Annotated in this window: 21 protein-coding genes; 8 read left to right on the top strand and 13 right to left on the bottom strand. The window is 69.5% G+C overall.

The features are described from left to right. Positions 1-224: 224 nt before the first annotated feature. Together OG246_RS37230 and OG246_RS37225 are read left to right on the top strand one after the other, a co-directional pair. Entirely contained in the window at positions 225-1,688 is a 1,464-nt protein-coding gene (locus OG246_RS37230; protein ID WP_266473270.1) for a hypothetical protein, read from the top strand. A gap of 517 nt (positions 1,689-2,205) precedes the next feature. After that, a complete protein-coding gene (locus OG246_RS37225) occupies positions 2,206-2,985 on the top strand; it encodes a class I SAM-dependent methyltransferase (protein WP_266473268.1) in 780 nt (259 codons plus the stop codon). A gap of 220 nt (positions 2,986-3,205) precedes the next feature. Here OG246_RS37225 and OG246_RS37220 read toward each other — a convergent pair whose 3' ends face one another. Next, a complete protein-coding gene (locus OG246_RS37220; protein WP_266473267.1) occupies positions 3,206-3,784 on the bottom strand; it encodes a TetR/AcrR family transcriptional regulator in 579 nt (192 codons plus the stop codon). 395 nt (positions 3,785-4,179) lie between these two features. On the opposite strand from OG246_RS37220, the gene OG246_RS37215 reads away from it, so the two are divergent. Next, positions 4,180-5,235, top strand: a complete 1,056-nt coding sequence (locus OG246_RS37215) for an NAD-dependent epimerase/dehydratase family protein (protein WP_266473265.1) — start codon at positions 4,180-4,182, stop codon at positions 5,233-5,235. A gap of 174 nt (positions 5,236-5,409) precedes the next feature. On the opposite strand, the gene OG246_RS37210 is transcribed toward OG246_RS37215, so the two are convergent. Next, entirely contained in the window at positions 5,410-6,045 is a 636-nt protein-coding gene (locus OG246_RS37210; RefSeq protein WP_266473263.1) for a nuclear transport factor 2 family protein, read from the bottom strand. Positions 6,046-6,319: 274 nt separating this feature from the next. Between OG246_RS37210 and OG246_RS37205 the strand changes: the two genes are divergently transcribed. Then, positions 6,320-6,958, top strand: coding sequence for a TetR/AcrR family transcriptional regulator (locus OG246_RS37205; RefSeq protein WP_266473262.1), 639 nt, complete (start codon positions 6,320-6,322; stop codon positions 6,956-6,958). Between the two features lie 287 nt (positions 6,959-7,245). Here OG246_RS37205 and OG246_RS37200 read toward each other — a convergent pair whose 3' ends face one another. The 8 genes from OG246_RS37200 to iolC all read right to left on the bottom strand — a co-directional run bounded on the left by OG246_RS37200 (position 7,246) and on the right by iolC (position 19,591). Beyond that, positions 7,246-9,399 carry a ThuA domain-containing protein gene (locus OG246_RS37200; RefSeq protein WP_266474976.1) on the bottom strand — a complete coding sequence of 718 codons (2,154 nt, stop codon included), beginning with the start codon at positions 9,397-9,399 and terminating at the stop codon, positions 7,246-7,248. A 14-nt stretch (positions 9,400-9,413) separates the two neighbouring features. After that, the gene (locus OG246_RS37195; protein WP_323178365.1) at positions 9,414-12,221 is read right to left on the bottom strand and encodes a carbohydrate-binding protein; all 2,808 of its coding nucleotides are present in this window, start codon (positions 12,219-12,221) and stop codon (positions 9,414-9,416) included. Between the two features lie 333 nt (positions 12,222-12,554). After that, positions 12,555-13,340: a GntR family transcriptional regulator gene (locus OG246_RS37190; protein WP_266473259.1), complete on the bottom strand. Its 786-nt coding sequence runs from the start codon at positions 13,338-13,340 to the stop codon at positions 12,555-12,557. 32 nt (positions 13,341-13,372) lie between these two features. Further along, positions 13,373-14,866 (bottom strand): CoA-acylating methylmalonate-semialdehyde dehydrogenase, encoded by a 1,494-nt coding sequence (locus OG246_RS37185; protein ID WP_266473258.1) that lies wholly within the window; start codon positions 14,864-14,866, stop codon positions 13,373-13,375. Between the two features lie 26 nt (positions 14,867-14,892). Further along, positions 14,893-16,770 (bottom strand): 3D-(3,5/4)-trihydroxycyclohexane-1,2-dione acylhydrolase (decyclizing), encoded by a 1,878-nt coding sequence (iolD, locus tag OG246_RS37180; protein ID WP_266473257.1) that lies wholly within the window; start codon positions 16,768-16,770, stop codon positions 14,893-14,895. Further along, positions 16,770-17,666, bottom strand: a complete 897-nt coding sequence (gene iolB / locus OG246_RS37175) for a 5-deoxy-glucuronate isomerase (protein WP_266473255.1) — start codon at positions 17,664-17,666, stop codon at positions 16,770-16,772. The genes iolD and iolB overlap by 1 nt, the downstream gene beginning before the upstream one ends. A gap of 14 nt (positions 17,667-17,680) precedes the next feature. Then, positions 17,681-18,559 (bottom strand): deoxyribose-phosphate aldolase, encoded by an 879-nt coding sequence (locus OG246_RS37170; RefSeq protein ID WP_266473253.1) that lies wholly within the window; start codon positions 18,557-18,559, stop codon positions 17,681-17,683. 51 nt (positions 18,560-18,610) lie between these two features. After that, positions 18,611-19,591: a 5-dehydro-2-deoxygluconokinase gene (gene iolC / locus OG246_RS37165; protein WP_266473251.1), complete on the bottom strand. Its 981-nt coding sequence runs from the start codon at positions 19,589-19,591 to the stop codon at positions 18,611-18,613. Positions 19,592-19,883: 292 nt separating this feature from the next. On the opposite strand from iolC, the gene OG246_RS37160 reads away from it, so the two are divergent. From OG246_RS37160 to OG246_RS37145, 4 genes are read left to right on the top strand one after another with little or no spacing between them, the layout of a single operon-like run. After that, complete coding sequence (locus OG246_RS37160) at positions 19,884-20,903, top strand: sugar ABC transporter substrate-binding protein (RefSeq protein WP_266473249.1); 1,020 nt, start codon at positions 19,884-19,886, stop codon at positions 20,901-20,903. Continuing rightward, positions 20,903-21,979, top strand: coding sequence for an ABC transporter permease (locus OG246_RS37155; protein ID WP_266473247.1), 1,077 nt, complete (start codon positions 20,903-20,905; stop codon positions 21,977-21,979). The genes OG246_RS37160 and OG246_RS37155 overlap by 1 nt, the downstream gene beginning before the upstream one ends. Positions 21,980-21,984: 5 nt before the next feature. Further along, a complete protein-coding gene (locus tag OG246_RS37150) occupies positions 21,985-22,908 on the top strand; it encodes an ATP-binding cassette domain-containing protein (RefSeq protein WP_266473245.1) in 924 nt (307 codons plus the stop codon). A 1-nt stretch (position 22,909) separates the two neighbouring features. Continuing rightward, on the top strand, positions 22,910-23,818 hold the full coding sequence (locus OG246_RS37145; RefSeq protein ID WP_266473244.1) for a sugar phosphate isomerase/epimerase: 909 nt from the start codon (positions 22,910-22,912) through the stop codon (positions 23,816-23,818). 29 nt (positions 23,819-23,847) lie between these two features. On the opposite strand, the gene OG246_RS37140 is transcribed toward OG246_RS37145, so the two are convergent. The 3 genes from OG246_RS37140 to OG246_RS37130 form a co-directional block, all read right to left on the bottom strand. Next, complete coding sequence (locus OG246_RS37140; RefSeq protein ID WP_266473243.1) at positions 23,848-24,294, bottom strand: hypothetical protein; 447 nt, start codon at positions 24,292-24,294, stop codon at positions 23,848-23,850. Between the two features lie 121 nt (positions 24,295-24,415). Continuing rightward, positions 24,416-25,438 (bottom strand): Gfo/Idh/MocA family protein, encoded by a 1,023-nt coding sequence (locus OG246_RS37135; RefSeq protein WP_266473242.1) that lies wholly within the window; start codon positions 25,436-25,438, stop codon positions 24,416-24,418. Then, a complete protein-coding gene (locus OG246_RS37130) occupies positions 25,435-26,439 on the bottom strand; it encodes a Gfo/Idh/MocA family oxidoreductase (protein WP_266473240.1) in 1,005 nt (334 codons plus the stop codon). The genes OG246_RS37135 and OG246_RS37130 overlap by 4 nt, the downstream gene beginning before the upstream one ends. Positions 26,440-26,443: the final 4 nt, after the last annotated feature.

Raw genomic sequence — 26,443 nt, 5'->3', positions numbered from 1 at the left:
GAGATCCTTACGTGGTTGATGTGGAAGTCGAAGTAGTTGCGGTGGTCCTTCGCGGGCACCCCTCGGACGGCGCCGCGGCCGGTCCATATTCGGCCCGTGGGACGGCGCAGTGCTGTGCGAACACTATGAACATAATGATCAAGAACGTGGTTCCTCGGCCGCAGCCTCCTTAGCATCACGACTCGCGGCGCAACGGTGCGCCCGCGAGGACAGGGAGCCGCACCTTGGACAGGTCCAGAACGCTCGCACGTATCCCCAGTTGGTTCCGGTCCGGTAGGCAGCGCCGGGTGGGGCTGGCAGCCTGCCTTGCGGGGGTGGTCATCGGCGCACTCACGAGCACACCTTCGGCTCACGCGGATGCGGGCGGGCCGGTATCCACCGCATGCCCGTCAAGCCTGGCGGAAAAGGCAACGTGCTACACCGGCCAGGATGCCAACGGGGCCTACTACGCGATAGCCATCCCCAAGACATGGAACGGCTCGCTCGTCGTGCACGCCCACGGCGGTCCCGACCTCGGTGAAGGCTCTGACCCCGGCCGCAGCGTCGACGATCTGGACCGCTGGTCGGTCATGGTGGACGAGGGCTACGCCTGGGCCGGCTCGTCCTATCGTCGCGGTGGCTACGGCACCCGGATGGCGGCCGCCGACACCGAGAATCTGCGCCGCCTGTTCGTCCAGGAGTTCGGCAAACCGAAGCGGACCTACGTGCACGGCCAGTCCTGGGGCGGGAACGTAGCCGCCAAGGTCGTGGAGACCTACGGCAAGAAGAACGGCCCGTACGACGGAGCCCTGCTCACCAACGGCGTCCTGGGCGGCGGCTCACGCGGATACGACTACCGGGTCGACCTGCGCGTGGTCTACCAGTACTACTGCCAGAACCACCCACGTCCCAGCGAGCCTCAGTACCCGCTGTGGCAAGGGCTGCGCGCCGACTCGACCATGACAGCCGCCGGGCTCCGCGCCCGCCTGCAGGAATGCACGGGATTCGCTTCCGCCCCACAGGAGCGGACCGCGCTGCAGCAGCGGAACCTCGACGACATCCTCGCCGTCACAAAGATCCCCGAGCGCACCCTGGAGTCGCACCTGCGGTTCGCGACCTTCACCTTCCGCGACATCGTGCACAACCGGCTGGGCGACCGCAATCCGTTCAGCAACCAGGGTGTGCGGTACTCCGGTTCACATGACGACAAGGCGCTCAACGCCGGCGTAGAGCGGTTCTCCGCCGACCCGACCGCCGTACGGGACCTGTCCTACGACAGCGACCTCACCGGCAAGGTCTCCATCCCGGTCCTCACCCTCCACGCCATCGACGACCCAACGGCATTCGTCGAACACGAGGCGGCCTACCGAGCCGCCCTCCAAGGCGCGCACCGGGAAAGGTACTTGGTGCAGACGTTCACCGGAGAGAGCGAGCACAGCGGGCTGAGCAACTCCGAGTACGCCAACTCCATCTCCGCCCTGAACACGTGGGTGCGCACCGGAAAGAAGCCGACGCCCCAGTCGATCGCGGCATCCTGCGCGGCATTCGACGATACGTACGGCACCGGCTGCTTCTACGATCCGGGCTTCCACCCGGGCTCGTACGCCTCACGCGTCAACGCACGGCCGGGCGGGCTCGTCTGGCCGGCCATGACCGCGGCCCAGGAGAAAAACTGGAGCCGCATCGACGGCGTCGGAATTGCTCCCTGAGGGTCTCTGCCCCACTACGAGAGGCGGCGAATGGCGCCGCGCCAACTGGGGAGAAGACGGCGGCCCCCAGGCGGCGGCGCCCCGCAGCGGGCCGGACAGCGTCTGGGCGGGATGCTCGGACCGTGCGGGGGCTGCGCCTGAGGGGAAGGCTGTCAGGCGAGGGGGGGCTGGCGAGCGTCGCCTCGGCCTCCGCCTCCCCGTTCAGATCGACGATCCGCACCTGCGCGGCTGCCTCCCGAGCCTTCGGCAAGCCCATGACCGGCGCCACCGACCACCTCCGTGTTATCCCGGACCCAGGCGACGGTCCAACTCCTCCTCGACGCCGCGGAGTTCATGCCTGACCGGGGGAAGCGGAGAGACAGCAGGTACTCAGAGCGGCGACGCTGTCGGGCACGGTCCAGCAGGTCCTTGTGGTCTCCGCCCATGCAACACACCCTTTAGCAGCGCTATCGGGTGGCCGCCGCCTACGTGGTGAGGAGGGCTGGTCGACCGTCAACAGCGCCGATAGCGTATCCGGATGGATCAGGACGAACGGCTTCTTCACGCTTCGTCGTTCGGCGCAGCGGCAGTCGAATACGCCGAGCATCGTCCGGACTACGCGCAGGCCGCGGTGCGTTGGGTGCTGGAGCCCGCGCCCGGCCCGCGCGTGCTCGACCTCGGCGCCGGAACCGGCAAGCTAACCGCCACGCTGGTCGCGCTTGGTGCCGAAGTCATCGCGGTCGAGCCCGACCCGGCGATGCTGACCGAGCTGCGCCGCTCGCTGCCGGCTGTCCGTGCCCTGCCGGGTAGCGCCGAGGAGATACCGCTGCCGGACGCCTCCGTCGATGCCGTGCTGGCCGGCAACGCCATGCATTGGTTCGACATGGCCGTCGCGGGACCCGAGATCGCCAGGGTCCTCGCCCCCGGCGGGATCCTGGCCGGACTGTGGAACGTCATGGACGACGGGGTTGAGTGGGTTGCCGGGCTCGCGCGGGTCAGCGGGAGCGCGGCCATCGGCCCGCGTGACACGCCCACCAGTTGGCGCGCCGAGACGGCGGACATGCACCTTCCAAAGACTGGCGTGGCCGCCCGGTTCGGCTCGCCGGAGCAGGCCGAGTTCGCGCACGGGCAGCGCCGCACCGCCGACTCTCTCGTCGCGACCATCGCAACGCGTGCGGGGGTACTGGTCATGCCAGAACAGGAACAAGAAGCCACACTGGGCCGGATCCGCGCTTTCCTCGCGAGCAGACCTGAGACCGCCGCCGGTGCGTTCACTCTCCCGGTGCTGACCGGCGTACTGCGCGTCCGACTGCTGTGAAGGTACGACCCCACCAACCTCTCCGGCAACTGTCCGATGTGCATCGGCACAGGCATCGGAACCGTCCTCAGCGGCGGCGTCCACGCCCTCACCCACCAGGACGACTTCGACTGGGGCGACTTCGCCGCCGCCACGCTGACCACCCGGACGCGCCCGGCCTGGACGAGGACGACAACCGCAGTGAGGATCCCTGGACTTCACCGATCCTCACCCCTGCCGCTCAGGGCCGGGCGCGGATTCCCTCGTAAAGGAGGTCTAGCACCCGGCTCACCTGATCGTGGTCCTCGAGCACAGGCGCGACCATGGCGATACCGCTGAGGGCCACCACCACATCGTCCGCTTCGATCTCGGGACGCGTGGCCCCCGCCGCCGCGGTTGCCGCCAGCAGCGTGCTGACGGCTTCGTCGACCAGCCCGCGGCTCTGTGCGAACGGGTCCCTGCCCGCGGCCACGACGGCTTCGAGCGCCTCCGTCAGGCCGATCTTGGTGGCCCAGTAGTCGACGAATCGGTCCATCCAGATCCGCAGGGCGTCTTGGGGCGGCACCTGTTCCAGCAGTTCCGCGGCCCCGGCGCAGACGGCATCCAGTTCCGAGCGGTAGGCCGCCTCGATGAGGTCTTCGCGGGCCGGGAAGTGGCGGTAGACGGTGCCGACACCGACGCCTGCCTGCTTGGCGATCTCGGTGAAGGGGACGTCGGGACCCCGCTCGACGAACAGGCGCAGTGCCGCATCGAGGATGCGGGCGCGATTGCGCTGCCCGTCCGCGCGAGGTCTGCGCTGCGTCGTCTCGGTTCCGGTCACAGTCACCCCTAGGAAGCGGAATCTATTCCATTTGCATGCTAACTCCCAGGCGGACGGGCGTGGGCCAGGGCCGCAGGTCGGGCGGCCGGGTGTCGGCTCCCGCGGTGCGGGGTGTGCCCTGCCCGCGCCCGGACTTCCATTCGCGGCCCTGTCGAGTCCCGCTTGCATCCGGAACGCATTCCGGTTAACTTGGTCTTACCGGAACGTATTCCGGATAACGATATGGCCCCGCGACAGCTTCCAGGGCACCCCGTGGCTGTTCGCCGTGGTGCGCCGACTGTCCGCCGAGGCGGAGCCGAACCCCGAAAACAACCTTCTGACGCCCGACGGGCAAGGCTGAACCAGCAGCCGTCCGGCGCGGGCGGGCACCACTCCACTGTGAAGGACTGAGCGCAATGAACACAGAAGACCTCTCATTCCCCGAAGACGAGAAGGTGCTGGTCACCGGCGGCAGCGGTTTCGTCGGCTCCCACACGGTCGTCCGCCTGTTGCGCGAGGGGCATCGCATCCGGGCGGCGGTCCGGGGGCCAGCGCAGGAGGCTCAAGTGCTGGAGGCGCTCCGGCAGGCCGGAGTCGATCGGTCGGACCTGCTGGAGTTCGCGGTCGCGGACCTCAGCGCCGACGACGGCTGGGCGCAGGCCATGGACGGGATCGCGCACGTCCTGCACCACGCGTCGCCCTTCCCGCCCACTCCGCCCGAGACGGAGGACGAGGTCATCCTCCCCGCCCGCGACGGCGCACTGCGGGTGATCGCCGCCGCCCGCGACGCCGGGATCCCTCGGGTCGTGATGACGTCCTCCTTCGCCGCGGTCGGGTACACCCTGACGCCCGACAACCACTACACGGAGGAGAACTGGACCGACCCGGACACCCCCGGGCTGCCCGCCTACCACAAGTCGAAGGTGCTGGCCGAGACTGCCGCGTGGGACTACGTCAAGACCAACGGGGGCATTGAGCTGGCGGTCGTCAATCCCACGGGCATCTTCGGCCCCCAGCTCGTGGACCGGCCCTCGGGCTCCATCGGACTGGTCAAGGCCCTCATGGCCGGCGCGCTGTCCGTGGTGCCCGTCTGGAACTTCGGCGTCGTCGACGTGCGTGACGTCGTGGACCTGCATCTGCGCGCGATGCTGCACCCGAAGGCGGCGGGCGAGCGATTCCTCGCCAACAGCGGATCATCGAGCCTGTTCAAGATCGCGAACACCCTTCGTGAGCAATTCCCCGCCGTGGCCGACCGGCTGCCCGCGACGGAACTGACCATCGAGCAGGTGCGCGAGGGTGCGAAGACCGAGCCCGCGCTGAAGGACGCCGCCGTTCTGGAGGGCCGGATCCCCGACATCAGCCACGAGAAGGCCAGTTCCGTCCTTGGCTGGGAGCCTTTGGACGTCAGGGACACCATCGTGGCAACCGCGGAGGCCCTGATCGAGCTGGGCGCGGTCACTTTGCCGGAGTAGGGCAGCGAATGCTCGTAGCCACAGGATGAACCTGTGGGTGTGTACTGGCTTGCGGTGTTGTCGGCAACGGCGTGCCGGCAGTCAGGCTCGGTCGCGTGATGCGCGGCCCGGCCCGTAGCGGTCGGCGGGTGATGCGCGGCCCGTAGCGCCGGGCGTCACCCGCCGGGGAACAGCTCAGGGCTTGTTGACCGCCGAGGCCCAGTCGAAGTTCACGCCCATGTCGGAGTACATCTTCGAGTACCCGACGAAGCAGTTGAACTTCTCGACCTTGCCGTTGTGCAGGTACCAGAAGTCGGCGGTCGGCACGTCGACCTTCGCGCCGGTCGGCTTGACGGTGCCTGCGGGTGACTGCAGCGGTCCCTTGAACGTGCCCTGGATCGCCAGCTCGATGCTGACCACGTCGCCGTTCACGGTGATGCGCTTGAGTTCGCGGTGGACATCGGGGAAGAGGTTGGCCATGTAGGTCGGAACGCCCCCGAGCGCCTCGCCCTGATAGGACTGGCCGGCGACCACGTCGTTGAAGACGCCGTCCTTGGTGAAGCTGTTGACGAAGGCGTTGACGTCCAGGCTGTCGCCCTCGGCCACGTGGTACGCGCGCAGGACGACCGCGAGATTGGCCCTCTCGTGCTTGGTCAGGTGGCGGTCCGTGAGCGGCAGCTTCGACAGCGCGCCAGGACTCAGGTCCGCGCGGTCCGCCACGCTGCCGGCGACAGGGCTTGCGGCCTGTGTCGGTGCAGCGGCGATGGAAAGACCACCCAGGATCGCTATCGCGGCCGTGGCGGTGATCGTCTTCCGGCTGAGCAACTTCATGGCGTGTTCCTCCAGATTGATTCTCGGGATCCGAGATCGGTCGCCGGTCTCTCGTGCGTTCTTGATAAATCAAACGCTCGCTTTAATTTATGGACGCCGATGGCGACCTGTCAAGCAGATGTTTGAGTTGTTTGGTCGCGCGGCCGGCGTCGCCGCGAGGGTGGCCGCGTGGGCGCGGCTCAGCTGGGTGCTGGTCCGGTTCCGCTCGAGTTCCGCCTCGATCCGCGAGGCGACTGTTTGACAATGAACTCAAGCATCTGCTTGAGTTCATGCTGTGACCCGGGAGGAAAAGACGGACCTGCGCCGAGAGGCCGGTCAGCGCACGAGGGACGGCCTGCAGACGGCCGCCCTGGAGCTGCTCGCGCAACGAGGCCAGGAGGGCGTGACACTCCGCGAGATCACAGCTCGCGCCGGAGCCAACGTCGCCGCGGTGAGTTACCACTTCGGGTCGCTGAAAGCGCTGTGCGACTCGGCGATCGAGCACGCGTTGGAACGGTATCTGGACGCGCAGATCCTGGCACTCGGCTCCCTTGGCTCCACTTCCACACTCCACGAGGTGGCGGCAGCCTTCGCCCGGCCGATGGTGCGCGCACTGGCGGCCGGTGGACAGGACCTGGCCGTGATGCGGACTGTGGCGCGCGTCAGCATCGATCCGCCCCAGGGGTGGGAGCGGCTGACCGGCAAGTTCGACCAGAGTCGCCGGGAGGCCCTCCGGGTGCTGACGGCGAACCTTCCCGGAGTCGACGAGCAGGAACTGATCTTCCGTACGCGATGCGCAGCCGGCCTGCTGAACTGGCTCGCGCTGGCCCCCATCGGCGCCGAGCTGGCCGCCCTGTCCGCCGAGCAGATCGAGCGGCAGCTGGTCTCCGTGGTGGCCGGGGCCTTCAGCGGGGACGCCGCCGTCGGCCGCTGACCAGGCCAGAGGCCACCGGATCCGAACGGCTCGACCGGGGGACTCGGTGCAGTACGCGGCAGGTGGCGCCGACCGCTGCGACCTGCCTTCACGAAGGGGGAGGAGGCGACCATCCGCCCGATCACGGCGAGGAACGGCTCAGCCATCGGCGGCCACAGCGGGCCGCCGAACACGATGGTGCCGGCGTCGAACAGGATGGCCGCCACACATGTCGAAGGACGCCCGATCCCGGACTGTGCCGGGGTCGGGCGCCCTTCTCCGAACGCCTCTGTCGGAGGCGTTCCGTCTCAGTCGCGCAGCGCCGTCCGGAAGAGGCCGACCCAGTACGCGGTGCGGTCCAGGTAGGCCGTCTGTGCCGCCTCACCGGTCAGGCCGTAGGCGCCTTCGTACGTCAGGTAGCCGTGGCCCGCGGGCGGGGTGGAGTCGGCCGGTTCGATCGAACTCCCTTCGTGCCATTCGTTGAAGGACGTGACCGACACCCAGGTCGGCGAGCCGCCGATCGCGGGGTCGAGGGCGTTGTTCCACTGCCTGTCGTAGGCCGCGCCGCCGGCCCGGTCGACGGTGGGTGTCGTATTGCCCGGCACCGCACGGTCGTCGAGGTAGCCGGGAGCGACGGACGGGGCCCAGATCAGGTTGTTGGCGCGGGCGTAGTCGCCCGCCTGCTTCCAGCCGGGAGCGGTGGCGCCCGCGATTCCGTCGTAGGTGTACAGGCCGGAGAAGTGCGCGATCTTGGTGGTGTCGGTGGTCTGCGCGAGCACGATGCTGGTGCCGGTCACCTGGTCGAGGGCCGCCCAGTCGGTGATCTTCAGGCTCTCGAAGACGTAGAACGCGCCCTTTTCGGCGTGTTCGGCGTCCCGGTAGAAGGCCGGATGGCCCCCGTAGGTGCTGTTGATGTACTGGATGTCGGCGACGGTCGAGGCGGCGGTGCGGCCGGTGTACGGCTCCAGGTGCCAGGCGACCTTGACGCCTTCCTTCTGCGCCGCGTCGAGCACACCCCGGGCGAGCTGGTCCTCGTAACCGCCCTGGCCCCACCAGCTGTAGACGATGACTCCGGCGCCGGACCGGGCGACCCACTTCATGTGCTGAGCGACGGCGCCCGCGTAGTCGGCGGAGTCGTAGGTGCCCAGTGCCGGGTAGAGGTCGGCGCCGATGTCCTCGGGCGGTGTGCGGCCGCCCTGCTGCCAGTGCCGCCAACTGCCGTTGACCGCCGGGCTGCCGTACCAGGGGTAATAGAAGAGGTGCACGTTCGGGGACAGGTCGCTGGAGGCAGGAGGCTCGGTGCCGAGGGTGAAGGTGTCGATGTCGAACAGGGATCCGCTCCCGCCGGTGAATCTCAGGAACAGCGGGCCGGAGGCGGTGGCGGTCAGTGTCGTCGAGACCGTCGTGAAGGTCTCCCAGCCGCCGGTCACCGGTACCGCCACCGAGCCGAGCAGGGTGCCGGTGGCCGAGCCCGAGCGGATCTCGATGGTGCCGCCCGCGCCCGCCGAGGAGACCTTGGCGGAGAAGGACGAGGCACCCGCGGTGGACACGGAGGCATACCCGGCCCAGTCGCCGTTGTCGATGTAGCCCAGGGTCAGGCCACCACTGGCCGGTGCGTGGCCCGCGGCCTGTACGCCGGAGCCCGATGTGTAGGACTCGGCCTCGACCGGTCCGGTACTGGCCGCCGGAGAGCAGTCGGCCGAGACCTGACCGGCCGCGTAGCGCACGGCGCCGAGCAGCAGGGAACGGAAGGCCGGGTCGCTGTAGGACTCGATCGTGTGGCCGAGGCCGGTGTAGAAGGAGCGGCCCGCGCCCTGGCCGTGGCACCAGGTGATGGGGTGGTCGGCGCCCATCTCGCCGCCGGTGTATGTCGTCTCGTCCAGGGTCTGCAGGACGCGGACGCCTGCGCGTGGATTCGTGCGGTAGTTGTACAACTCGTCGGTGCGCGTCCAGGTGGCGCCCAGATGCGCGGTCGCCGGATGGGTGCGGTCCTCGTTCTTGACCGTGGCCTGTTGGATCGCGGGGTGACTCTGGAAGTAGGCGCCGACGAGCTGGCCGTAGTAGGGCCAGTCGTACTCGGTGTCGGCGGCCGCGTGCACGCCGAAGTAGCCGCCGCCGGAGTCGACGTACGTCTGGAAGGCGGTCTGCTGGGAGGCGTTGAGGACGTCGCCGGTGGTGTTGAGGAAGACCACCGCCTCGTAGCCGGACAGGTTGGCGGTGGTGAAGGCGGCGGCGTCCTCGGTGGCGGTGACGGTGAAGTCGTTCTGCTGGCCCAGGGTTTGCAGGGCGCTGATGCCGGCCGGGATCGCGTCGTGCCGGAAGCCGGCGGTCTTGGAGAACACGAGGACGTCGAAGGCCGCGGCCTGCCGGTCGGGGGCTGCCTCGGCCTGGCCGAAGGGGGTCAGCAGTGCGCAGGTCAGTGCCATGGCGAGGATGGCCGGGCCGCGGCGCAGTCGCCGCATCAGGGTGGTCATGGTCAGCGCCCCTTCAGCGCCGAGGCGCCGAGTGTGAAGGTGTCGATGTCGAAGAGGTATCCGCCGCTTCCGGTGAAGGTGAGGAACAGCGGACCTGACCCGGTGCCGTTGAGCGTGGTGGTCACGGAGCTGAAGGTCTCCCAGCCGCCGGTCACGGGTACCGTCACCGAGCCCAGCAGGGCGCCGGTGGCAGAGCCGGAGCGGACCTGGATGGTGCCGCCCGCGCCCGCCGAGGAGACCTTGGCGGCGAAGGACGTGGCGCCCGCGGTGGGCACGGACGCGTATCCGGCCCAGTCGCCGTTCTCGATGTAGCCGAGCGTCTGCCCGCCGCTGGCCGTCCCGTGCTCCGCGGCCTGTACGCCGGAGCCGGAGCTGTAGGACTCGCCCTCCCACGTCGTGTTGGTGGGGGTGCTGCCGCTGAAGGTGAACGCGTCGACGTCGAAGAGGTTTCCCTGGCCGGTGGGACCGTGGAAGACGAGGAACAGTTCGGTGCTGCCGGACGGGACCGCGGACAGCGAGGTCGAGACGTCCGTGTACGTGTCCCAGCCGCCGGTCACCGGCACGGTCACGCTGCCGAGCAGTGTCCCGGTCGTGGACCCGGCGCGGATCTCCACGGTGCCGCCGGTCCCGCCGGAGGCGACGCGGGCGGAGAAGCGGTTGGCCCCGGTGAGTGCGTACGGCTCGAAGGAGATCCAGTCGCCGTCGTCGGTGAAGCCGACCGTGTTGCCGCCCTCGGCCGCGCCGTGCCCGGCGATCTGGATGCCCGACTGGGCGGAGAAGTGCTCCGCCTGGCGATGGCGGGGTTGCAGGGTGTGCGCGGAGTGGGTGGTCAGACCGCCGGAGTCGGTGTACTCCGCGTCGAAGACGCCGTACAGGTTGGCGGCGCTGTCGTGTTCGCCGTCGGCGGGGACGGTGAGGGTGCCGCTGCAGCCGGTGGTGGAGGTGATGGCGTGGGTGTGGCTGTCGTGGCCGAGGAGATAGGTGAGCTTCACCTTGGAGCAGTCGATCGTGCCGTCCTCGGGGTCGGCGGCCTGGATGGTGAAGGGGACGCTGTCACCGAAGGAGAACAGCTGCCCGTCCAGGGGCTGTTGCAGCGTGACGCTCGGGGCGGTGTTGCCGGCGGTCACCACCAGGCTGGCGGTGCCGGTGAGACCCTCGGGATCCTTGACGGTGAGGGTGGGGTGGTAGGTGCCCGCGGCGGTGTACGTGTGACCGGGGTTGGCCTGGGTGGACGTCGAGCCGTCGCCGAAGTCCCAGGAGTAGGTGAGCTGTTGGCCCTCGGGGTCGGAGCTGCCCTGCGAGGAGAACTGCACGGTCAGCGGCAGCCCGCCGGAGGTCTTGTCGGCGGACGCCTGGGCGACCGGGTTGCGGTTGCTGCCCGCGATGTACTCGATGCGGTACAGGCCTTGGTTGTCGCTCCCGCTCCCGTAGTCCAGGACGTACAGCGCGCCGTCGGGTCCGAAGTCGGTGTCGATGACCTGGGTGCCGTCCCAGGGAACGTCCTCGATCGTGCCGTACGAACCGTCGCTCTTGACCTCGATGGCCTTGATCCACTGGCGTCCGAACTCAGCGGCGAAATACCGGCCGTCCAGGGACTGCGGGAACTTGACCGATGAGTTGAGGTTCGGGTCGTAGCGGTAGACCTCGCCGCCCATCGGGGACTCGGAGCCGCCGCCGAACTCCGGAGGCGAGCCGTCGAGACCGTACTTGATCCAACTCGGCTTCGCCGGGGGCAGCGTGGACTGCCCGGTGTTGCGGAAGGAGTTGTTGGCCGGACCGCCTGCGCAGTCGTACTTGGCGCCGGAGGGGCCGCTGGGGAAGGTGTACTCGTTGTACGTCTCACCGGTGGTGTTGGTGCCGGTGCAGTACGGCCAGCCGAAGTTGCCGGGCGCGGTGACGCGGTCGAACTCGACCTGGCCGCCCGGGCCGCGGCTCGCGTCGGTGGCGCCCGCGTCGGGGCCGTAGTCGCCGAGGTAGACGACTCCGGTGGCGCGGTCGACGGACATCCGGAACGGGTTGCGGAAGCCCATCGCGTAGATCTCGGGGCGGGTGTTCGAGGCGCCGGGTGCGAAGAGGTTGCCGGCCGGGACGGTGTAGCCGCCGGCGGCGGTCGGCTTGATACGGAGCAGCTTGCCGCGCAGGTCGTTGGTGTTGCCGGAGCTGCGCTGCGCGTCGAACTGCGGGTTGCGGTCGGTGCGTTCGTCGAGCGGCGCGTAGCCGGAGGAGTCGAACGGGTTGGTGTCGTCGCCCGTGGTCAGGTAGAGGTTCCCGGCCGCGTCGAAGTCGATGTCGCCGCCGACGTGGCAGCACTGGCCGCGGTCGTTGGGGACTTCCAGGACGACCTTCTCGCTGGCCGTGTCGAGGGTGCCGTCGGTCTTCAGCGTGAACCGCGACAGGTTCAGGTGCCCCTTCCAGGGCTCGAAGTCGGCGGCGGTTCCGGTGGCCGGGGCGTCGCCCGCCGGGGTGTTGAGCGCGGGCGAGTAGTACACGTAGACGTACCGGTTGGAGGCGAATCCGGGGTCGGCCGCGATGCCCTGCAGACCTTCCTCGTCATGCGTGTAGACGTTCAGCTTGGCGGCCTGCTTGGTGTTGCCCGCGGCGTCGGTGTAGCGGATCGTGCCGTCGCGCGCGGTGTGCAGGACCGACCGGTCGGGCAGCACGGTCAGTGACATCGGCTCGCCCATCTCGGCCGCTCCCGAGGCGAGTTGGACCTGCTGGTAGTCGGCCGGCGGCAGATCCGCCGGTAACGCGGTGGCCGCGGGCGTCGCCGTGGCGGCTCCGGCCAGGATGAGCGCGAGCGCAGTGAGCATTCTCAGCCCTGCGCGAGGGCGCCGAGACATGGGGGGCTTCCTTCCTGACGGTGCGGGTTGTCAGGCAAAGGCGCGCGCCGGCCGCGCTTGCCGCGTGCATCAGCGGTACTCGGATGCGAAGTGGAGGTCGCGAGCAGTAATTGCATGCTGCACATCAATATTTGCAGCCATCTGCAGATGTTTTGCATGCTCGCGAAGCGCGCGGAATTTGTCAAGGGCCTGTCAAAATCGATGCCCGTCGAATTCCCGTCCGGAATGTCCGCCTTTCGGACTTACGGGGCTGGAGTGCCGGGCTGCGGAGCGGCGCAGCCTCGACGTCCTCCCGACGGGGACTCAGGGCCTGACCAGCAACTGGAAGTCGAAGGCGTATCGGGACGCACGGTAGATGTGCGTCCCGTACTCGACCGCACGGCCCGTGTCGTCGTACGCCGTGCGCTGCATGGTGAGCAGCGCCGTCCCCTCGTTCTCGTCGAGGCGGGCGGCCTCCTCGGCGGTGGCCGAGCGGGCGCCGATGGTCTGGCGGGCACTGTGCAGGGTGATGCCGGCGGTGCGCATCATCCGGTACAGGCCGGTCGACTCCAGCTGGGTGGTGTCGAGTTCGAGCAGATTCGCGGGCAGGTAGTTGCAGAGGAAGGCCACGGGCTGGCCGTGCGTGCAGCGCAGCCGCTCCAGGAGCGTGACCTCGCTGCCCTCCGCGACGCCGAGGGCGGCCGCGACATCGGGGGTCGCGGGCACGCCCTCGTTGCGCACCACTTGCGTGGTGGGGCCCTGTCCGGCCGACTCCAGGTCGTCGTAGAGACTGCTGAGCTCCAGCGGCCGCTTGACCTGGCTGTGTACCACTTGCGTACCGACCCCGCGCCGGCGCACCAACAGGCCCTTCTCGACGAGCGACTGGATCGCCTGACGGACCGTGGGCCGGGACAGGCCGAGCCGCACGGACAGGTCGACCTCGTTGCCCAGGAGGTTCCCCGGGGCGAGCGACCCGTGCTCTATCGCCGCCTCCAATTGCTGCGCGAGCTGGTAGTACAACGGCACCGGACTGCTGCGGTTCAGCGCGAAGTTCAGGGCGTCGAGCGCGGAGACGGACACGGCGCGAGAGCGGTCACGGGTCGCGGCCACGGAGGCACCTCCTCTCGGATCGTCGGCAGGGGTCAGGAGTGGCTGGGGAAGCCGAGGTTGATACCGGCGTCCGACGGGTCCGGCCAGCGCGTGGTGATCACCTTGCCCTGGGTGTAGAAGGCGACGCCGTCGTTGCCGTACACATGCAGGTCGCCGAAGAGGGAGTCCTTCCAGCCACCGAACGAGTGGTAGCCGACGGGGACCGGGATCGGCACGTTCACGCCGACCATGCCCGCCTTGACCTCCATCTGGAAGCGACGGGCCGCGCCGCCGTCCCGGGTGAAGATCGCCGTTCCGTTGCCCCAACGGGAGTCGTTGATCAGCTTGATGGCCTCGTCGTACGACTCCGCGCGGACGACGACAAGGACCGGGCCGAAGATCTCGTCGCGGTAGGCGTCCGCCGTCAGCGGCACCTTGTCGAGCAGGGAGACGCCGAGGAAGAAGCCGTCCTCGTGGCCGTCGACCGAGAAGCCGGTGCCGTCGACCACGACCTGCGCGCCCTGCTCGGCAGCCGAAGCGACGTACGAGGCGACCTTGTCGCGGTGCTCGCGCGTGATCAGCGGGCCCATCTCGGAGGCCGGGTCGTTGCCGGGGCCGATGCGCAGCTTCCCGGCGCGCTCGGCGATCTTGGCGACCAGCTCGTCGCCGGTGTCACCGACCGCGACCACGACGGAGACGGCCATGCAGCGCTCGCCCGCCGAGCCGTACGCCGCGTTGATCGCCTGGTCGGCGGCGAAGTCCAGGTCCGCGTCCGGCAGCACGAGCATGTGGTTCTTGGCGCCGCCCAGGGCCTGCACGCGCTTGCCGTGCTCAACTGCCTTGAGCTGGATGTACTTGGCGATCGGCGTCGAGCCGACGAAGGAGACGGCCTCGATGTCCGGGTGCTCCAGGAGGCGGTCGACGGCCACCTTGTCGCCCTGTACGACGTTCAGCACGCCGTTGGGCAGACCCGCCTCGGTGGCCAGTTCGGCGAGGCGGAAGGAGGCCGACGGGTCCTTCTCGCTGGGCTTGAGGATGAAGGTGTTGCCGCACGCGACGGCGAGCGGGAACATCCACATCGGCACCATGGCCGGGAAGTTGAACGGCGTGATGCCCGCGACAACGCCGAGCGGCTGGCGGATCGAGGCCACATCGACACGGGTCGACACCTGCGTGGACAGCTCGCCCTTCAGCTGGACGCTGATCCCGCAGGCCAGCTCGACGATCTCCATGCCGCGCGCGACCTCGCCGAGCGCGTCCGAGTGCACCTTGCCGTGCTCGGCGGTGATCAGCTCGGCGATCTCGTCGCGGTGCGCGTCCAGCAGCTCGCGGTACTTGAAGAGGATCGCCGTGCGCTTGGCGAGGGAGGCCGTGCCCCAGCTCTCGAACGCGGCCTTGGCGGAGGCCACGGCGGCGTCCACGTCCTCGACGGTAGCGAAGGCGGCCTGCTTCTCCTGCGCGCCGGTGGCCGGGTTGTATACGGGTCCGAAGCGGCCGGACGTGCCTTCGACGGGCTTGCCGTCGATCCAGTGTGTGATGGTCTTCATGGTGCGGGCCTTCCTGGAGGGGGAGTTCAGAGGTGCCGGCGGCGGTCGGCCACTTGGCGGTCGTAGGTCTCGCGGGCGGTCGTCGCGGCCTCGCGGGACGCCACCTCGGCCACCGGGACGTCCCACCAGGCCTCGGCCGGGGGAGCGGTCGGGGTGACGGTGTCGGTCTCGACGTAGACACAGGTCGGCCGGTCGGAGGCGCGGGCCGTGGCGAGCGCCTCGCGCAGTTCGCGCACGGTCTTGGCGCGCAGGACGTCCATGCCGAGGCTGGCCGCGTTGGCGGCGAGGTCGACCGGAAGCGGCGCGCCGGAGAAGGTGCCGTCGGCGGCGCGGTAGCGGTAGGCGGTGCCGAAGCGTTCGCCGCCGACCGACTCGGAGAGGCCGCCGATGGAGGCGTAGCCATGGTTCTGGATCAGCACCAGGTTGACGGGCAGGCCCTCCTGGACGGCGGTGACGATCTCGGTCGGCATCATCAGGTAGGTGCCGTCGCCGACCAGCGACCAGACAGGTGTGCCCGGGGCGGCCTGCTGGACGCCGATGCCGGCCGGGATCTCGTAGCCCATGCAGGAGTAGCCGTACTCCAGGTGGTACTGGCGACGGCTGCGCGCCCGCCACAGCTTGTGCAGGTCGCCCGGGAGCGAACCGGCGGCGTTGATCACCACGTCGTCGTCGCCCACGACCGAGTCGAGGGCGCCGAGCAGCTGGGTCTGGGTCGGTACGGCGTTCTCGTCGTCGGCGGTGAAAGCGGCGTCGACAACCTGCTCCCAACGTTCCTTGCCGGTGCGGTACTCGGCCTCGTAAGCCGAGTTCACACGGTGGCCGGTCAGCGCCTCCGTCAACGCTGTGAGCCCCGCCCTCGCGTCGCAGACGAGCGGACGCGCCGACAGCTTGTGGGCGTCGAACGCGGCGATGTTGAGGTTGACGAACCGGGCGTCCGGGCTCTGGAAGAGGGTGTTGGACGCGGTGGTGAAGTCCGTGTAGCGGGTGCCGACGCCGATGACCAGGTCCGCGGTGCGCGCGATGTCGTCGCTGACGGCCGTACCGGTGTGGCCGATACCGCCCAGATCCGCCGGATCGTCGTACCGCAGTGAGCCCTTGCCCGCCTGGGTCGACGCGACCGGGATGCCGGTGGCGTCCACCAGGGCCTTCAGCGCCTCCTCGGCACGGCTGTGGTGGATCCCGCCGCCCGCGACGATCAGCGGGCGCTCGGCGGCCCGGATCGCCGCCACCGCCTCCGCCAGCTCGAACGGGTCGGCCGCGGGACGTCGTACGTGCCACACGCGGTCGGCGAAGAACTCCTCCGGCCAGTCGTACGCCTCGGCCTGAACGTCCTGCGGCAGAGCGAGAGTCACGGCTCCGGTCTCGACGGGGTCGGCCAGCACGCGCATGGCGTTCAGGGCGGACGGGATCAGGGCCTCGGGGCGCGTGATCCGGTCGTAGTAGCGGGACACCGGACGCAGCGTGTCGTTGACCGACAGGTCCGCCTCGACCGGGTGCTCCAGCTGCTGGAGGAGCGGGTCGGCGGCGCGCGTGGCGAAGTAGTCGCCGGGCAGCAGGAGCACCGGTAGCCGGTTGACCGTGGCGAGCGCGGCCCCCGTGACGAGGTTGGTGGCGCCCGGTCCGATGGACGTGGTGACCGCCTGCGCGGACAGCCGGTCGAGGTGGCGGGCGTAGCCGACCGCCGCGTGCACCATGGCCTGTTCGTTGCGGCCTTGGTGGAACGGCATCGTCTCCTCGCCCGCTTCCAGGAGCGCCTGGCCGATGCCCGCCACATTGCCGTGGCCGAAGATGCCCCAGGTACCGGCGATCAGCCGGTGCCGCACGCCGTCGCGCTCGCTGTACTGCGCCGACAGGAAGCGCACCAGGGCTTGGGCGACGGTCAGACGGCGGGTGGGGGTGCTCATCAGGACTTCTCCGGTGCCGTGTAGAGGGGGAGGCGGGGGTCGACGGGCTGCTCGGGCCAGGTGTCGCGGACCCAGGCGTGATCCGGGTGGTCGCAGATCAGCCAGGAGCGTTCGTCCTCGGGACCCGCCATGACGTTGAGGTAGTACATGTGGTGGCCCGGCACGGCCATCGAGGGCCCGTGCCAGCCGTCGGGGATCAACACGACGTCGCCGCCCCGCACTTCGGCCAGGACATCGGTGTTACGGCCCTGCCCGGACGGGGAGACGCGCTGATAGCCGAGGCCGGGTGTGCCCTCGTGGTCGGCGAACTCGAAGTAGTAGATCTCCTCGAGGACGGACTCCTCGCCGGGCCGGTGCTCGTCGTGCTTGTGCGGCGGGAAGGACGACCAGTTGCCGCCCGGGGTGATCACCTCGACGGCGATGAGCTTGTCGCACTCGAAGACCCCGGCCGCGCCGAAGTTGTTGACCTGGCGGGAGCTGTTGCCGGTGCCGCGCAGCTCCACCGGCACCGACGAGGCCGGGCCGTAGCGGGCGGGCAGCCGGCGGGTGCAGCGCGCGCCGGTGAGGGCGAAGCGTCCGCCGCCGGTCGACGAGATCGTCGTACGGGAATCCCGTGGGACGTACGCGAAGTCGCTGACGCCGGTGAACACGCTGTCGCGGCCCCGCAGTTGGAAGGTCTCGTGACCGAGGTCGTCGTCGGCGGCGACGGTGCAGGAACCGCTCAGCGGCAGCACGATCCACTCGCTGTCGTCCGTGTCGAAGGTGTGCCCGCCGCCGGGCGGCAGCTCCAGGATCCGCAGGCTGGAGTAGCCCCAGACGGCGGACTCGGGGGTGACGTCCACGACGTAGGGGCCGCCCAGGGCCTTGCCGGCGGGAAGGTGATACGCACTGGTCATCGTGTGCCTCCGGTTCACAACAGACCCACGGCCGTGTCCACCGCCGTCGCCACGCTGCCCTCGGCGGGGTACAGCAGGGAGCGGCCGACGACCAGGCCCTGGACGGTGGGCAGGCGCAGCGCCTTGCGCCACTTCTCGTACGCGCCCTCCTGGTCGTCCCCGACCTCGCCGCCGAGGAGGACGGTGGGCAGAGTCGACGTCTCCAGTACCTCGGCCATGTCGTCCGGGTCGTGGGTGACGGGGAGTTTCAGCCAGGTGTAGGCGGAGGTGCCGCCCAGGCCCGAGGAGATGGCGATGGAGCGGATCACGGCCTCGGCGGACAGGTCGTTGCGGACCGCGCCGTCGACCCGGCGGGAGATGAACGGTTCGACGAACAGCGGGAGTTGGCGTGCCGCCATGTCGTCGATGGCCCGGGCGGTGGACTCCAGGGTGGTCAGCGAGCCCGGGTCGTCGTAGTCGATACGGAGCAGCAGCTTGCCCGCGTCGAAGCGGAGCCGGGCGATGTCCTCGGCGCGGTGGCCGGTGAACCGGTCGTCCATCTCGAAGGACGCGCCGGCCAGGCCGCCACGGTTCATCGAGCCCATCACGACCTTGCCGTCGAGGACCCCGAGCAGGAGAAGATCCTCCAGGATGTCGGCGGTCGCCAGCACCCCGTCGACGCCCGGCCGGGACAGCGCGATGCACAGGCGCTCCAGCAGGTCGGCCCGGTTCGCCATGGCGGTGCGGCGGTCGCCGACGCCGAGGGCGCCGCGCGCCGGATGGTCGGCGGCCACGATCATCAGCCGGCCGCTGTCACCGAGCAGCGGGCGGCGCACCCGGCGGGCGGCCGCCTCGGCGACGGCCTCCGGATGCCGGGCTCTGACCGTGACCAGGTCGGGGATGCTGATGCTCAAGAGAAACTCCGTTCAGGGGTGGCTCGTTCGGCCGCGTACTCCACGGCGTGCTCAGCCGGCCGCTCGGGCGCCCACCGCGGCGCCTGCGAGCAGGTCCTCGACCTCGGACTCGGTCGGCATCGCGGAGGAGCAGGCGAGCCTGGAGGCGACGAGGGCGCCGGCCGCGTTGGCGTAGCGCATGGTTTTCTCCAACTCCCAGCCGGACAGCAGTCCGTGGCACAGCGAGCCGCCGAACGCGTCGCCCGCACCGAGGCCGTTGAGCACCTCGACCGGGACCGGCGGCACCTCGGCGGTCCTGCCGTCGCGGTGCATGGCCAGGACGCCCTTGGGGCCCTGTTTGACGACGGCGAGTTCCACGCCCGCGTCAAGGAGCGCCTCGGCGCAGGCGCGGGGCTCGCGGACGCCGGTGGCGATCTCGCACTCGTCGAGGTTGCCCACCGCGACTGTCGCGTGACGCAGCGCTTCGGCGTAGTACGGGCGGGCCTCCTCCGGGTCCTTCCAGAACATCGGGCGCCAGTCGAGGTCGAAGACCGTGATGCCTGCCTTGTCGCGCGCCTTGAGGGCGGCGAGCGTCGCGGAGCGGCTCGGCTCCTCGCTCAGGCCGGTGCCGGTGATCCAGAAGACCCGGGCCGTGCGGATCGCGAAGTAGTCCAGCTCCTCGGTGCGGATCTCCAGGTCGGGCGCCTTGGGCTGCCGGTAGAAGTACAGCGGGAAGTCGTCCGGCGGGAAGATCTCGCAGAACGTGACCGGGGTCGGGTACTCGGCGACCGGCGTGACCCAGCGGTCGTCCACGCCGAACTCCCTGAGCGCCTGGTGCAGATAGACGCCGAAGGGGTCGTCGCCGGTGCGGGTGATCACCGCGGTGCTGCGGCCGAGCCGGGCGGCCGCGACCGCCACGTTGGTGGCCGAACCTCCGAGGAATTTACCGAAGGTCTCCACCCGCTCCAGGGGCACGCCGGCCTGGAGGGGGTAGAGATCGACCCCGATGCGGCCCATAGTGATCAGATCGAAGGACTGGGCTGACTCGGCCATGCGCGACGCTCCTCGGGCTGCTGGGGGTGTGCGGGTCCCAGGGGGCTTGCCGCCTCTCAGGTGTAGGTCTCGGAGGGCGACGATGTCAATAGTTTGTACTTACATTCGGACCTGCTTGTGAAATGATGTCTTAACAAAGTATTGACAGCGGGCGCGCCCAGGGATTGGATTCCGTCCCAGCGCAACAGCTTCTTTTTCGCCGCACACGACCCGAATCTCCGCAGATCCCGGGCCCCCGGATCCTCGTGATCCGTGCTCCATTTCCCCCGTAGCACAGTGAGGTGCAGGAAAGATGGACCGCTCTTCTCAGACCCGCTCCCGCAGAATGGCCCCCTTCGTAGCCGTGGCCGCGGCAGCGGCCCTGACCCTCGCTGGCTGCTCCAGCAGCTCGGGCGGCAAGAAGTCCGAGGAAAGCGCCGACGGCGCCTCCGCGGGCAAGGCCACCACCCCGCGTATGACGGTCGCCCTGGTCACGCACCAGGCGCCCGGCGACACGTTCTGGGACATCGTCCGCAAGGGCGCCGAGGCCGCAGCGGCCAAGGACAACATCAAGCTCATCTACTCCGCCGACCCGAACGCGGGCAACCAGGCCAACCTGGTGCAGAACGCGATCGACCAGAAGGTCGACGGCATCGCGATCACCCTCGCCAAGCCGGACGCCCTGAAGGACGTCGTGAGCAAGGCGAAGGCCGCGAACATACCCGTGGTCGGCCTCAACTCCGGTCTCAGTGACTGGAAGAGCCTCGGCCTGCTGGAGTTCTTCGGCCAGGACGAGACCGTCGCCGGCGAGGCGCTCGGCAACAGGCTGAACACGCTCGGCTCCAAGAAGGCCGTCTGTGTCATCCAGGAGCAGGGCAACATCGGCCTGACCCAGCGTTGCGACGGCGTGAAGAAGACGTTCAACGGCACCGTCGAGACGCTGAACGTCAACGGCACCGACATGCCGTCCGTGAAGTCGACGATCACCGCCAAGCTCACGCAGGACAAGGCCATCGACTACGTGGTCACCCTGGGCGCCCCGTTCGCACTGACCGCCGTGCAGTCGGTGTCCGACGCGGGCAGCAGCGCGAAGATCGCCACCTTCGACCTCAACAAGGACCTGACGGGAGCCATCAGCAAGGGCACCATCGACTTCGCCGTGGACCAGCAGCCCTACCTCCAGGGCTACTTGGCGGTCGACTCGCTGTGGCTCTACAAGAACAACGGCAACTACAGCGGCGGCGGTGAGCAGCCCGTGCTGACCGGACCGGCCTTCGTCGACAAGACCAACGTCGAAAGCGTCGCCAAGTTCGCGGCCAACGGAACCCGGTGATGAGCATGACCCAGCATGCCGAGCCGGCGGTGACCACACCGCCGGCCTCCGGCCCGAAGCAGACCGACGGCCGGACCGCTGAACGTCCCCTGGCGATACGGCTGTTGGCGCGGCCCGAGATAGGTGTCTTCCTCGGTGCGGCCGCGGTCTATGTGTTCTTCCTGATCTCGGCGCCGCCGGTGCGTGAGGCCAGCTCGATGGCGAACGTCCTGTACGGGTCCTCGACCATCGGCATCATGGCCCTGCCCGTCGCGCTGCTCATGATCGGCGGGGAGTTCGACCTGTCCGCCGGTGTCGCGGTGATCACCTCGGCGCTCACCGCGAGCATGCTTGCCTACCAGCTGAGCATGAACGTGTGGGTCGGTGTGATCGCCGCCCTGGTGGTGTCGCTGGGGATCGGGTTCCTCAACGGCTGGCTGGTGGTCAAGACCGGCCTGCCGTCCTTCCTGGTCACCCTGGGCAGCTTCCTGATCCTCCAGGGCGTCAACCTCGCCGTCACCAAGCTGGTCACCGGCAACGTGGCGACCGACGACATCAGCAGCATGGACGGCTTCGACCAGGCCAAGAAGGTCTTCGCCTCGTCCTTCGACGTCGGCGGCGTGCAGGTGAAGATCACCATCATCTGGTGGCTGGTCTTCGCCGCGATCGCGACCTGGGTGCTGCTGCGCACCAAGTACGGCAACTGGGTCTTCGCGGTCGGCGGCAACAAGGACTCCGCCCGCGCGGTGGGTGTCCCGGTCGCCTTCACCAAGATCTCGCTGTTCATGCTGGTCGGCTTCGGTGCCTGGTTCATCGGCATGCACCAACTGTTCTCCTTCAACACCGTGCAGTCCGGCGAGGGCGTGGGCCAGGAGCTGATCTACATCTCCGCGGCCGTGATCGGCGGCTGCCTGCTGACCGGCGGCGCGGGCAGTGCGATCGGCCCGGTCTTCGGCGCCTTCATGTTCGGCATGGTGCAGCAGGGCATCGTCTACGCCGGCTGGAACCCCGACTGGTTCAAGGCCTTCCTCGGCGTGATGCTGCTGGGCGCCGTCCTCATCAACTTGTGGGTCCAGCGCACCGCGACCCGGAGGTAACCGCAATGACGAACTCCAACGGATCCGGCACCCACGGCGCCATCCTCCAGGACACCGCGCCCCAGGACCAGGACGGGGATGCCCCCCTCGTCCAGCTGCGCAACGCCGGCAAGTCCTACGGCAACGTCCGCGCCCTGCACGGCGTGGACCTCGCCGTCCGCCCCAGCCAGGTCACCTGCGTGCTCGGCGACAACGGCGCCGGCAAGTCCACCCTGATCAAAATCATCTCCGGGCTGCACCAGCACACCGAGGGCGAGTTCCTCGTCGACGGCCAACCGGTGCACTTCACCACCCCCCGCCAGGCCCTCGACAAGGGCATCGCCACCGTCTACCAGGACCTCGCGACCGTCCCGCTGATGCCGGTATGGCGGAACTTCTTCCTCGGCTCCGAGATGACCAAGGGCCCCTGGCCCGTCCGCCGTCTCGACATCGAGAAGATGAAGAAGACCGCGGACCAGGAGCTCCGCAACATGGGCATCATCCTGGACAACCTGGAACAGCCCATCGGCACCCTCTCCGGCGGCCAGCGCCAGTGCGTCGCCATCGCCCGCGCCGTCTACTTCGGCGCCCGCGTGCTGATCCTCGACGAGCCGACCGCGGCGCTGGGTGTCAAGCAGTCCGGCGTGGTCCTCAAGTACGTCGCCGCCGCCCGCGACCGCGGCCTCGGCGTCATCTTCATCACCCACAACCCCCACCACGCCTACATGGTCGGCGACCACTTCAGCGTCCTGCGCCTGGGCACCCTCGAACTCTCCGCCGAACGCAGCGAAATCACCCTCGAAGAACTCACCAACCACATGGCCGGCGGCACCGAACTCGCCGCACTCAAGCACGAGTTGGCCCAAGTCCGCGGCGTCGATGTCGAGGAGCTGCCCGAGGTGAAGGACCTCAAGGCTCCGGCGACCGCTTCCCCCGAAGGGACCTCCTGACATGTCCGACCGTCCCTCTCTGGACCGCATCCGGGTCGGCTCCGCCCCGGACTCCTGGGGTGTCTGGTTCCCCGACGATCCCCAACAGGTGCCGTGGCAGCGCTTCTTGGACGAGGTTGCCGAGGCCGGCTACCCCTGGATCGAGCTGGGTCCGTACGGCTATCTGCCGACCGACCCGGCCCGGCTCACCGAGGAGATCGGCAAGCGCGATCTGAAGGTCTCCGCGGGCACGGTCTTCACCGGCCTGCACCGGGGCCACTCCGTCTGGGACTCCACCTGGGAGCACGTCAGCCAGGTCGCCGCCCTCACCCAGGCGATGGGCGCGAAGCACCTGGTCGTCATCCCGTCCTTCTGGCGGGACGACAAGACCGCGGAGATCCTGGAGCCGCCGGAGCTGACCGGCGAGCAGTGGGCCCACCTCACCAAGGGCATGGAGCGTCTCGGGCACGAGGTCAAGGAGACGTACGGTCTCGACATCGTCGTCCACCCGCACGCGGACACCCACATCGACACGGAGGATCACGTCGAGCGCTTCCTCGACTCGACCGACTCCGAACTCGTCAACCTCTGCCTGGACACGGGGCACTACGCCTACTGCGGCGGCGACAGCGTCAAGCTGATCGAGACGTACGGCGAACGCATCGGCTATCTGCACCTCAAGCAGGTCGACCCGGAGATCCTCGCCGACGTGGTCAAGAACGAGGTTCCCTTCGGTCCGGCCGTACAGCGCGGAGTGATGTGCGAACCGCCTTCCGGCGTACCGGAGTTGGAGCCGGTGCTGGTCGCGGCGCAGCGGCTGGGCGTCGAGCTGTTCGCGATCGTCGAGCAGGACATGTACCCGTGCGAGCCGGACAAGCCGCTGCCGATCGCAGTGCGCACCCGCAAGTTCCTCCGGTCCTGCGGCGCGTGAGAGGACCCGGAAGGCCGGGGCTGCCCTCTTCACGGCCTTCGAGTGCGGCCTCCTGATCCTGCGGAAGGCCGCTCACCCGGGGATGTGGCCTCGGCGTCGGCGTTGAGCGTCCCTGGGCCACTGTCACGGGCTGGCTGGCCCGCGGGGAAGCGGCGGCCGACGAGGCCCGTGGGCTGGTCGAGCGAGACCCGTGCCAAGGGGTGCGTCGGCTGATCGTGGCCCTGGTCCGCCTGGCTTCCGTCCTCGACGAAATCGAGGCGCTGGACGGGGAGTTGAGAGCCAGGCGGAAACCGGCGGGCCTGAGCTTCGACCTCGCGGCCGACCGACCCGGGGCCTACGACGTCCTTCTCGCCGACGCCGTGGACGACCGGGCCCGCTGCCACCAGCGAGCCGGAGACGGACCCGAGGCCGTGATGGCCACGGAGCGCAGCCCGGCGGTCCTCCGGCGCCTGGCGGCCCGCGATCCCGAGCCCCATGAACCGCAACTCGCCCGGCCGCTGCCGGCCGACGTGAGCCTTCGCTCAAGCCCATGCCGAACGCCCGGACGAGACCGTCCGGGCGTGGCAGCAGGCGACCAGGGAGCCGTCCGTCGTTCGTCTACCGCAGCCCTGAAACACGCGGCCTGGGCTCCAAGCCCGCCGCGCGGTAGCACTCGTCGATCAGCGTCATCGTCGCCAGCGCGTCGTCCGCGTCCAGCGGCAGCGGGGCGCCCCCGCGCACCCGGGCGGCGAAAGCATCCAACTGGTAGGTGTACGAGGAGCGGGTGCCCAGGCGCTCGGTGCGTTCGCCGTCGCCGGTGCGGACGACGACCCGGTCGTCCCGGTGCGGCAGTACGAAGTTCGGCGCGGTCGCCTCGCCCCGCGAGCCGACGATCCGGCAGCTCATCTCCAGCTCGTCGTACGCCATGTGACAGCGGGCGGAGCCGGTGGCGCCGCCGGGGAAGGCCAGGTCGGCGTCCAGCCACTCGTCGACACCCGGCGCGCCGGCGCGTTCGCCGCCCCGGGCGGATACGAGCCGTGGCGCGCCGCCCGCCCAGGGGGCCAGCATCCGCACCGCGTGCAGGCTGTAGCAGCCCAGGTCCATCACGGCGCCGCCCGCCAGTTCCAGCGACCAGCGCGGGTCGGTGTCCGGCGGGGCGGGGATCGCGACCACGGTCTCCACGCGCCGCAGTTCGCCGAGTTCACCACTCTCGAGGATTTCGTGCAGGCGCCGGGTGACCGGGTGGAAGAGGTAGTGGAAGGCCTCCATGAAGACCGTGCCGGCCTTGGCTGCCGCTTCCCGTACCTCGGCCGCCTCCTCGGCGTTGCTCGCCGAGGGCTTCTCCGACAGGACGTGCTTGCCCGCCGCCAGGGCGGCGAGGTTCCACGGTCCGTGCAGGCCGTTCGCAAGGGGGTTGTAGACGACCTCCACCTCCGGGTCGGCGAGCAGGTCGGCGTAGGAGTCCGCCACCCGCTCGACGCCGTGCGCGGCGGCGTACGCCTGCGCGCGAGAGCGGTCGCGCGCGGCCACCGCGACGACGCGGTGGCCGGTCGACCGGGCCGGGCCGATCAGCGAGTTCTCGGTGATCCGTGCTGCTCCCAGCACTCCGATGCGCAGTGGTTCCCGGCCCTGTTCGCTCATGCTTCCCGTACCTCCTGGATCGTGACGGGGCGGTGCTCGTGCAGGGACAGTGTGCAGGCATCGGCGATCCAGCCGGCCTCCAGGGCGTCGGCGACCGTGCACGGGGAGGGCCGGGTGCCGGCCACGACCTCGGTGAACGCGGTGAGTTCGGCCTGGTAGGCGGCCGTGAAGCGGTCCATGAAGAAGTCGTGCGGGGTACCCGCGGGGAAGGTCACGCCGGGCTCGACGGAACGCAGCGGCAGCTTGTCCTCCAGGCCCACCGCGATGGAGTCCGTGAAGCCGTGGATCTCCATGCGGACGTCGTAACCCCGGGCGTTGTGGCGGGAGTTGGAGACCACCGCGATGGTGCCGTCGTCGAGGGTGAGGATCGCGCCGGTGGTGTCGGCGTCGCCCGCCGCCTTGATGTAGTCGGCGCCCCGGTTGCCGCCGACCGCGTACACCTCGGTCACCTCGTGGCCGGTCACCCAGCGGATGATGTCGAAGTCGTGCACGGAGCAGTCCCGGAAGATGCCTCCGGAGGCGGCGATGTACGCGGCGGGCGGCGGCGCCGGGTCCAGCGTGGTCGACCGTACGGTGTGCAGCTTGCCCAGCTCACCGGAGTGCACGGCGGCGCGCGCGGCGACGAAGCCGGCGTCGAAGCGGCGGTTGTAGCCGATCTGGATCGGCACGTCGCTGCCCTGGACGGCCTTGAGGACCTGGACGCCCTCGCTCATGGTCTTGGCGACGGGCTTCTCGCAGAAGACGGGGATGCCGGCCTCGACCCCGGCCAGGATCAGCCCGGGGTGGGCGTCCGTGGCGGCGGCGATCACGATGCCGTCCACGCCGGCGGCCAGCAGGGCCTCGGGCGAGTCCACGACCTCGCCGCCGAACCGCTCCGCGGCGGTCTTGGCGGCGTCAGCGAAGGGGTCGGTGAGGACGAGCGACTCGACGACGTCGAGTCCGGAGAGGGTCTCGGCGTGAAAGGCGCCGATGCGGCCGAGGCCGAGGATTCCGATACGCATGAGG

Origin of the sequence: Streptomyces sp. NBC_00620 (assembly GCF_026341825.1) — a bacterium.
GTDB lineage: Bacteria > Actinomycetota > Actinomycetes > Streptomycetales > Streptomycetaceae > Streptomyces.
Note: the sequence above shows the minus strand (reverse complement) of the source record. Positions and strands in the feature narration are given on the sequence as shown.